Origin of the sequence: Dietzia sp. CQ4 (assembly GCF_014145125.1) — a bacterium.
Taxonomy (GTDB): Bacteria; Actinomycetota; Actinomycetes; order Mycobacteriales; family Mycobacteriaceae; genus Dietzia; species Dietzia natronolimnaea.
In genome coordinates this window covers 19,785-28,088 of record NZ_JAALDZ010000015.1, presented here as the reverse complement: position 1 = coordinate 28,088, position 8,304 = coordinate 19,785, and the positions used below count along the sequence as shown (strand labels likewise).

Here is an 8,304-nt window from a genome sequence, read left to right as displayed (position 1 = left end):
CCGCGTCCGGCCACGGCACCCGCGGGGTCGAGTACCACGGCGCCCACGGGCGGGTTGGGTGTGGTGACCCCCAGCGCGGACCGCGACACGGCGAGGGCGTCGGCCAGGACCTCGCGCTCACGGCGCCGTCGACCGTCGTCCGGCCCGTCCGACATCGTCACGCCCGTGCGTCCGCCGCCCCCGCGCGCAGGGTCTCGATCATGGCGTCGGGGTCCGGCGCACCATAGACGGCGGATCCGGCGACGAAGACGTCGCAGCCCGCGGAGGCGGCGTCCCCGATGGTGCGCGAGTCGATGCCGCCGTCGATCTGGATCAGCACGTCGAGCCCGCGCCGGTCGATCTCCGCGCGCAGCGTGCGGACCTTGTCGAGCACCTCCGGCATGAACGACTGGCCCCCGAACCCGGGCTCGACGCTCATCACCAGGACCAGGTCGACGTGCTCGAGCAGATCGAGGTACGGCTCCACGGCCGTGCCCGGCTTGAGGGAGATGCCGGCCCGGCAGCCGCGCGAGTGCAGCAGGTCCGCGACGGCCCTCGGATCGTCGGTGGCTTCGACGTGGAAGGTGATGCTGGCCGCACCCGCGTCGACGTAGTCGCCCACCCACCGTGCCGGGTCCTCGATCATCAGGTGGCAGTCCATCGGCTTGTCGGTGACCTCGCCGACCGCCTTCGCGACCGGGGCGCCGAAGGACAGGTTGGGGACGAAGTGGCCGTCCATCACGTCGACGTGGATCCAGTCCGCGGCGGGGATCCGCTCGATCTCCCGGTCCAGGCGGGCGAAGTCGGCGGACAGGATCGACGGCGCGATGAGCGGCTGGTACGACATGCCGCCCAGTCTAGGCGGGCGGGCGCGAGCGGACTTCCCAGGGCGTGGACCGCGATCAGGCGCCCGGACCCGCCAGCGAGAGGCAGAACTCGAGTTGGTCGGCCACGATCTGCTCGAAGTACGGGTCGACGTAGGGGTCGAAGTGCTCGCACGGGTACTCCAGATACCTGCCACGCGGCATCCGCTGAGCGGCCCGGCGCGCGGTCGCCGCGGGAGTGATGGCGTCCCGGGTGGCGATCTGCACCAGGACGGGGCACGCGATCCGTCTCGCGTGCCGGATCGGAGAATAGAAGCCGATCCGCACCAGGAGCCGGGCTGCGATGTACTCGGGGAAGTCGCCGCGCTTCAGTCCGGAGTCCGCCGCCAGGCGGTCGACCGCGGGGTCGGCGTCCGGGCTCGTCATGGCACCGGCCTCCCCCGGCTTACCGACCAGCGGGACGTACCGGGGCTCCCCACGCCGGGCCGCGCGCCAGAGGTCGCCGATGATCGCGGGGGTGAGCCTGACCGCCGAGCGCAGCGGCGTCGCCCGGACCGCGGCCGGCCCGCTGACGTGCGGCACCTGCGCGACGACCCCCGCGAGTCGCTCCCCTGTTCCGGCGAGCGTGAGGACGTGGCCGCCCGAGAACGACGTGCCCCACGCGATGACACGGTCCGGGTCGACGCCGGTCAGTGACCGGGTGAAGGCGAGCGCGGACCGCCAGTCGTCGAGCTGACGGCCGATGTCGAGGAGCTGGCGGGGCTGCCCGTCGCTCGCGCCGAAGTGCCGGTAGTCGAAGACCACGACGACGAAGCCGGCGTCGCGGAACCGCTCGGCGTACGCGGGCAGTCGGAGATCGCGGATACACCCGAGGCCGTGCGCCATGACGATGGCCGGTGCGGTTGTCCCGCCGGGGTCCGACGAGGTCTCCGGGCGGTACACCCACGCCGCGCACCCGGTCCCGCCGGAGAGGAAGGTCGCGTCGTCCCGGCCCTGGTCCGCGTCTGCTGACGGCATTGACTGTCAGTCCTCTCGTGTCGGCGGTGTGGGGTCTGAGGCGACCCTGCGCAGCCCCGCCATGAACATCGCGTCGGTGCCGTGGCGGTGCGGCCAGAGCTGCACCCACGGTCCGTCTCCGAGGCCCTCGGTGGCGGCCCCGTCGATCCCCTCGAGGACCTCGCGTACGTCGAGGAGTTCGACATCGTCGCGCCTGTTCGCCTCTCGGATCATAGACACCGTCTCGGACAGGTGGGGGGAACACGTCGCGTAGAGCACCACGCCCCCGGGGCGCACCAGACGCAGGGCGGAGTCCAGCAGCTCCCGCTGGAGCACCACCAGTCCCGGGATGTCGGCGGCGGTCTTTCGCCACCGGGCCTCGGGACGACGCCGGAGGGCGCCGAGACCCGAACACGGTGCGTCGAGGAGGACTCGATCGAACCCCGGTTCCAGACCGGGATCCCGGCCGTCCGCGGTGAGGACGGTCACCGGAAGGTCCCGGGTGGCCTCCCGCACGAGGTCGGCACGGTGTTCGGAGACCTCCACACCGGTCACCGTCGCGCCCTCGATCTCCGCCAACGCGCCCAGCATGACGGCCTTGCCCCCGGGTCCGGCGCACAGATCCAACCACCGGCCGCCGTCCTCGCCGACGAGCGGTGCACGGGACGCGGCGATCGCGACGACCTGACTGCCCTCGTCCTGCACCGTGGCGAGCCGGTCGCGCACCGCCTCGAGGGTCCCGGGGTCACCCGAGTCGAGGTGGACCGCGTACGGCGACACGACGCCCTCGGTGCCGCCGGTCACCAGCGCGAGTTCCTCCGCCGAGATGGCGCCGGGCAGTGCCGCCAGGTGCACCTTGGGGCGCGCGTCATCGGCGGCCAGCAGCTCGGGCAGCTCCGCTGCGTCCGCCCCCAGGGATTCGGCGAACGCACGGGCGATCCACTCCGGGTGCGCGGTGCCCACCGCCAGCCGGGCGACGGGGTCCGTCACGTCCTTCCGGAGCACTGCGACCCAGCCGTCCAGGTCCTGTGCGGAGACCTTGCGCAGCACCGCGTTGACGAACGCCCCGGCCCTGCCCAGCCCCTGCGTCCGCGCCGCCTCCACACTGGTGTCGACGGCCGCGTGCGCCCCGATCCGGGTGAACAGCAACTGGTAGGCGCCCAGTCGCACTAGGTCCAGGACCGGGGGGTCGATCTCCTCGACCGGGCGGCCGGCGGCCTCCGCGATGATGCGGTCCAGCAGACCCTGTGTCCGGAGGGTGCCGTAGGTGAGCTCGGTGGCCAGGGCCGCGTCCCGGGTGTCGAGTCGCGCCTTCCTGAGCTCGGACGGCAACAGGAGGTTCGCATACGCCGCGCGTTCGCGCACCGCCGTCATCACGGCGAGGGCGACGGTCCTGGCATCGGGGCGGCTCTGCCGAGGTGCTCGACCGTCCCTCCGACGGTCGGCGGATCGGGGTGCATCCGGTCGTCGCCCGCCCGACCGGCCGCCGCTCTGCCGGCCGCTGCTCTGCCGGCCAGCGTCCCGCTTGCCGGTGTCCTGCCGACCGCCGCCCCGCCGGCCATCACCCTGCCGACCGCCGCCTCCGGGGCCGCGGCCCCCTCCGCCGTGGGCACTCATGAGAACTCCGCCCCGTCGTCGAGTCGGGCCCCGCGTGCCCAGTCGACGGCGTTCATCATCTTCTTGCCGGGTGGCTGGAGAGTGTCCACCGCGACGGGAGCGGTGGCCGTGCCGACGAGGAAGGTGTGCTTGTCCCACAGGATCCGCCCGGGGGCCAGGGTCGGTGCTCCCTCCCCGGACGGCGTCGTGGAGCCGATCTTGACCCGCTCGCCGCCGAAGGTCGTCCACGCCCCCGGGGCCGGGGTGACGGAACGGATGTGGCGGTCCACCGCCAGTGCCGGATCGGTCCAGCGGACCCGCGCGTCGTCGACGGTGATCTTCCCCGCCCGGGAGATCCCGTCGGTCGGCTGCGGGACCGCGCGGAGCTCGCCCGTCTCCAGGGCGTCCAGGGTGGCCAGGAGCAGTCCCGCGCCGGACACCGACAGCCGGGCGAGCAGGTCCCCGGCGGTGTCGCGCGGGCGGATGGTCTCGGTCATCGTGCCGAGCACCGGACCGGTGTCCATCCCCTCGTCGAGACGGAAGGTCGTGGCGCCGGTCACCTCGTCTCCCGCCTCGATGGCGGCGTTGACCGGTGCGGCACCCCGCCACGCCGGCAGCAGCGAGAAGTGGAGGTTCACCCAGCCGTGTGCGGGGATGTCCAGGACGGGTCGCGGCACCAGGTGCCCGTAGGCCACCACCGGCACCGCGTCGGGTGCGAGGTCACGGAGGCGCTCGGCGAACTGCGGGTCGCGGGCGTTCGGCGGCGTGAGGACCTCGATCCCCGCGGCGTCGGCGGCCGCGGCCACGGGACTGCGGGACAGGCTCCGGCCGCGACCGGTCCGGGCATCGGGACGGGAGACCACCGCCACCACGTCGTGTCGGCCTGAGGTCAGCAGGGCCTCGAGCGAGGGGACGGCCGCCTGCGGTGTGCCGGCGAAGACGAGTCGCACCGTCACCTCACCGCCATCGCGTCGGCGAGTCGGTCGTAGACGACCCCGGCGCTGATGGCGTCGCTACCGAACCATCCGGACGACCGTATCCCGGCCATCGCCGAGCGCCGCCGGTCCGGGGTGAGGCGCTGGAGGAACAGGATCCCGTCGAGGTGGTCGGTCTCGTGCTGCACGGCGCGCGCGAGGATCCCCTCGGCCTCGAGACGCACCGGCTCTCCGTGCACGTCGACGCCGCGCGCCACGACACGCGCGTAGCGTTCGGTGGGTTCGGAGACCCCGGGGATCGACAGGCACCCCTCGTTGACGTGAGTCCTCTCGTCCCCGATCGGTTCCCACTCCGGGTTGACGAGGTGGCCCTCGCGGCCTCCACAGGTGTAGACGAACACCCGGGTGGACACGCCGATCTGGGGAGCGGCCAACCCGGCTCCGTCCTCGTGGCGGACCGTGTCCATGAGGTCGGCCACGATGCGCGCCAACCTGTCGTCGAACGAGGTGACGGGATCGGTCGGGGTCCTCAGGACGGGATCACCGAAGAGCCGGACGGGATGGACGGCCATGCGTATCTGAACTCCTCGCGGACGGGGATACGGGAAACGCCCATTCTAGGTGTTCTCCGGGCAACCCACCGCACGGGCCGGTCAGCCGATGTGTACCGGGTCGAGCCGGACCCGGACGGGGTCGGCGTTCCGCCGCCCCGACCGCGCCACCACGACCGCCCGTAGTTCGGTGGAGACCGCTCCGAGCAGCGGTGGCGGGACGCGGAGCAACACCCGCTCGGGGTCCTCCACGCCGTCGTGTCCGGGCAACTCCTCCCCCGGGGGGAGGTCGACGGGCCCGAGCACCTCCACCTCGTCCGGGATCCGGAGCTCGTCGAGGATCTCGGCCAGCGCGGAGGCCGGGCCGTCCACCGCCATCATGTGGACGGCGGGCGGGAACCCCACCTCGGCGCGGTCCGCGAGTTCGCGTTCGGCCCACCCCTGGGGGTCCCACCGCACCAGGGCCTGCGCGACCGGGGACCCGGAATCCGCCGACAGGAACACACGGCCCCCGTCGGCGGCCGGGCGGACCAGGCAGGCGGCGCCCACCCAGTGCCGAAGGGCGTTCTGTACCGCTCGGAGATCCGGGCGTCCCAGCAGGGCCCACGAGTCCAGGAGCAGCGCCGCTCCGTATCCACCCTCGGCGACCGGTTCGGCCCCGGGAGTGGACACGATGATGGCGGGGGCGGCGGGAACGGTGTCGAGGATCTCCCCGCCCCCGCTCGTCCGCACCCTGACCCCGGGGAACATCCGGCCGAGCTCCTCGGCCGTCCGGCCCGCGCCCACGACACCCGCGCGCAGGGCCCGCGACCCGCAGGCCACGCACCGGAAACCCGGCTCCGGGGCTCCGCACCAGCCGCAGGCGAGATCCACGGGGCCGTACACCGCATCCATCCGCCCCGCGCGGAGCGGACCGTTGCACCGGCGACACCGGGCCGGTGTCCTACACGACCCGCACAGCAGGGTCGGGATGTACCCCTTCCTCGGGACCTGGACGAGCACCGGGGCGTCCACGTCGACGGCCTCCCGGGCCATCGTCACCGCCACCGCGGGCAACCGGGTGCGCCCGCTGGCCACATCACGGGCCTGGGTCGGATCCGCGTCGGAGAACGCGACGACGCGCGGGGCGAGCGCCCGGACGAGCCCGGGTTCGGGCCGGATCTCGTGTGCCCACCCCGACCGCACGTACTCGGCCACCTCCGGGGTCCGATCCACCGAGCTCAGCAGCAACGGGGTGCCGTCCAGCACGGACCGCTGTGCGGCGACCTCCCTGGTGTGCGGATAGGGGGCGCGGGGCTCCACGAACGAGTCGTCGCCGTCATCGTGCAACACGATCAGACCCGGCTCCGGGAGCGGTGCGAACACGGCGCTGCGGGTCCCCACCACGATCCGGGCGTGCCCGCGGACCGCCCGCAGCCACCGTCGGTACCGAGCCGAGGGGCCGATCCCCGCGGACAGGTCGACCACCAGGTCCCGCCCCGTGGCTCCCCCGCCCACGATCTGCCGACACTCCGCGGTCAACCGGTCGACGTCCCGCTGGTCCGGGACGATCAGCAACACCTGCAGGCCCCTCCGCCTGACCGAGTCCGCCAGGGCGGCGAGTGCGCGCGCCCAGTCCCGTCCGGGCGGCACGGTCCAGACGGCCCGGGCCGGGACCCCCCCGGTCGCCGCGTCGAGGAACCGCGTCACCATCGGGTGGTCGGACCAGCCGACCGGGATCTCGACCGGGCCCTCCGTCACACCCAGCGGTGGTTCGCGGTCCGGTACCGATTTCTCGGCCGCGGCGTGCCGCGGGGGGATCGCCAGTCGCAGGACGTCCGAGCGCATGCCCACCCACCGTCGCGCGACCAGGTCGACCAGCCGGAGCAACTGCGGTGTGAGCACGGGCTCCGGCGAGACGACGCGCTCGAGCCATGCGAGCTCCCCGCGGTGATCCGTCTCGTCCGAGCGCTCCACGAGGTACCCGTCGACGAGGCGGCCGGCGAACCGCACGCGGACGCGGGTACCGGGTACCGCCTGGTCGGCCAGGGACTCCGGGACCAGGTAGTCGAACTCCCGGTCCAGATGCGGAACCCCGAGCAGGGGCAGGACCCGGGCCACGGGGGCCGTGGCCGCCGCGACCCGGGCCGCTGGGCGCGTCGTGGTCACGGTCTCGGATTCTCGCACCCCGCTCCGACAACCGGGACGGTCGTCAGTGCCCGACGGCCCGCTTGAGTTCGTCGACGCGGTCGGTCCTCTCCCAGGGGAGGTCCAGATCGGTCCGGCCGAAGTGCCCGTAGGCGGCCGTCCCGGCGTAGATCGGACGCTTGAGGTCCAGGTCGCGGATGATCGCGCCGGGACGCAGGTCGAACACCTCGGTGACGGCCTCCTGCAGGGCCGCGATGTCGACCTTCTCGGTCCCGAACGCCTCGACGAACAGCCCGACCGGGGCGGCCTTGCCGATGGCGTAGGCGACCTGGACCTCGACCCGCTCGGCGAGGCCGGCGGCGACGATGTTCTTGGCGACCCACCGCATGGCGTACGCCGCGGAGCGGTCGACCTTGGACGGGTCCTTTCCGGAGAACGCGCCGCCTCCGTGGCGGGCCATGCCGCCGTAGGTGTCGACGATGATCTTGCGTCCGGTCAGGCCGGCGTCGCCCATCGGGCCGCCGAGCACGAACCGTCCGGTCGGGTTGACCAGGAGGCGGAAATCGCCGGTCTCGATACCGGCCGCGGCCTCGGCGAGGACCGGCCCGATGACGTGCTCGGTGAGGTCGTCGCGCAGCGTCGTCTCCAGATCGATCTCGGGTGCGTGCTGCGTCGAGATGACGATCGTGTCCAGGCGTACCGCGCGGTCGCCGTCGTACTCGATGGTCACCTGGGTCTTGCCGTCCGGGCGCAGGTAGGCCAACGTGCCGTCCTTGCGGACCTCGGTCAGCCGGCGTGACAGGCGGTGTGCCAGAGCGATGGGCAGCGGCATGAGCTCAGGGGTGTCCGAGCACGCGTAACCGAACATCAGGCCCTGGTCGCCGGCGCCCTGTCGGGCGATCGCGTCCTCGACCGGGTCGGCGGAGGTCCGTGCCTCGTGCGACGTGTCCACGCCCTGGGCGATCTCGGGGGACTGCTGCCCGATCGAGATCGACACACCACAGGAGACGCCGTCGAAACCCTTGTCGGAGGAGTCGTATCCGATCTCCACGATCTTCTCGCGGATGAGCTGCGGGATCTCCACGTAGCCGCTCGTCTTGACCTCGCCGGCCACGTGCACCATCCCGGTGGTCACCATGGTCTCCACGGCGACACGGGCTTCGGGGTCCTGCGTCAGCATCGCGTCCAGGATGGCGTCCGAGATCGCGTCACAGATCTTGTCCGGATGCCCCTCGGTCACGGACTCGCTGGTGAACAGCCGACGTGCCTGCGTCACAGTGGTTCTCTCTTCCTGGT

At 72.9% G+C, this 8,304-nt stretch carries 7 protein-coding genes; all 7 read right to left on the bottom strand.

Annotated features, from left to right (window positions below; genetic code table 11):
* Positions 1-157 precede the first annotated feature (157 nt).
* A complete protein-coding gene (rpe, locus tag G6031_RS01005; protein WP_179525340.1) occupies positions 158-826 on the bottom strand; it encodes a ribulose-phosphate 3-epimerase in 669 nt (222 codons plus the stop codon).
* A 55-nt stretch (positions 827-881) separates the two neighbouring features.
* Positions 882-1,820 carry an alpha/beta hydrolase gene (locus tag G6031_RS01000; RefSeq protein WP_182652141.1) on the bottom strand — a complete coding sequence of 313 codons (939 nt, stop codon included), beginning with the start codon at positions 1,818-1,820 and terminating at the stop codon, positions 882-884.
* A gap of 6 nt (positions 1,821-1,826) precedes the next feature.
* Positions 1,827-3,416: a transcription antitermination factor NusB gene (locus G6031_RS00995; RefSeq protein WP_182652140.1), complete on the bottom strand. Its 1,590-nt coding sequence runs from the start codon at positions 3,414-3,416 to the stop codon at positions 1,827-1,829.
* On the bottom strand, positions 3,413-4,345 hold the full coding sequence (gene fmt, locus G6031_RS00990) for a methionyl-tRNA formyltransferase (RefSeq protein ID WP_182652142.1): 933 nt from the start codon (positions 4,343-4,345) through the stop codon (positions 3,413-3,415). Before fmt ends, G6031_RS00995 begins: the two co-directional genes overlap by 4 nt.
* 2 nt (positions 4,346-4,347) lie before the next feature.
* A complete protein-coding gene (def, locus tag G6031_RS00985; protein WP_179525343.1) occupies positions 4,348-4,902 on the bottom strand; it encodes a peptide deformylase in 555 nt (184 codons plus the stop codon).
* Positions 4,903-4,983: 81 nt separating this feature from the next.
* Positions 4,984-7,029 carry a primosomal protein N' gene (locus tag G6031_RS00980; RefSeq protein ID WP_182652139.1) on the bottom strand — a complete coding sequence of 682 codons (2,046 nt, stop codon included), beginning with the start codon at positions 7,027-7,029 and terminating at the stop codon, positions 4,984-4,986.
* 43 nt (positions 7,030-7,072) lie between these two features.
* Positions 7,073-8,284 (bottom strand): methionine adenosyltransferase, encoded by a 1,212-nt coding sequence (gene metK / locus G6031_RS00975; protein WP_179525345.1) that lies wholly within the window; start codon positions 8,282-8,284, stop codon positions 7,073-7,075.
* Positions 8,285-8,304: the final 20 nt, after the last annotated feature.

What these genes read in the sequence shown, in the direction of transcription:
- def (WP_179525343.1), bottom strand. Translation starts at nt 4,902, where the DNA reads ATGGCCGTCCATCCCGTCCGGCTCTTCGGTGATCCCGTCCTGAGGACC.
- G6031_RS00995 (WP_182652140.1), bottom strand. Translation starts at nt 3,416, where the DNA reads ATGAGTGCCCACGGCGGAGGGGGCCGCGGCCCCGGAGGCGGCGGTCGG.
- G6031_RS01000 (WP_182652141.1), bottom strand. Translation starts at nt 1,820, where the DNA reads ATGCCGTCAGCAGACGCGGACCAGGGCCGGGACGACGCGACCTTCCTC.
- rpe (WP_179525340.1), bottom strand. Translation starts at nt 826, where the DNA reads ATGTCGTACCAGCCGCTCATCGCGCCGTCGATCCTGTCCGCCGACTTC.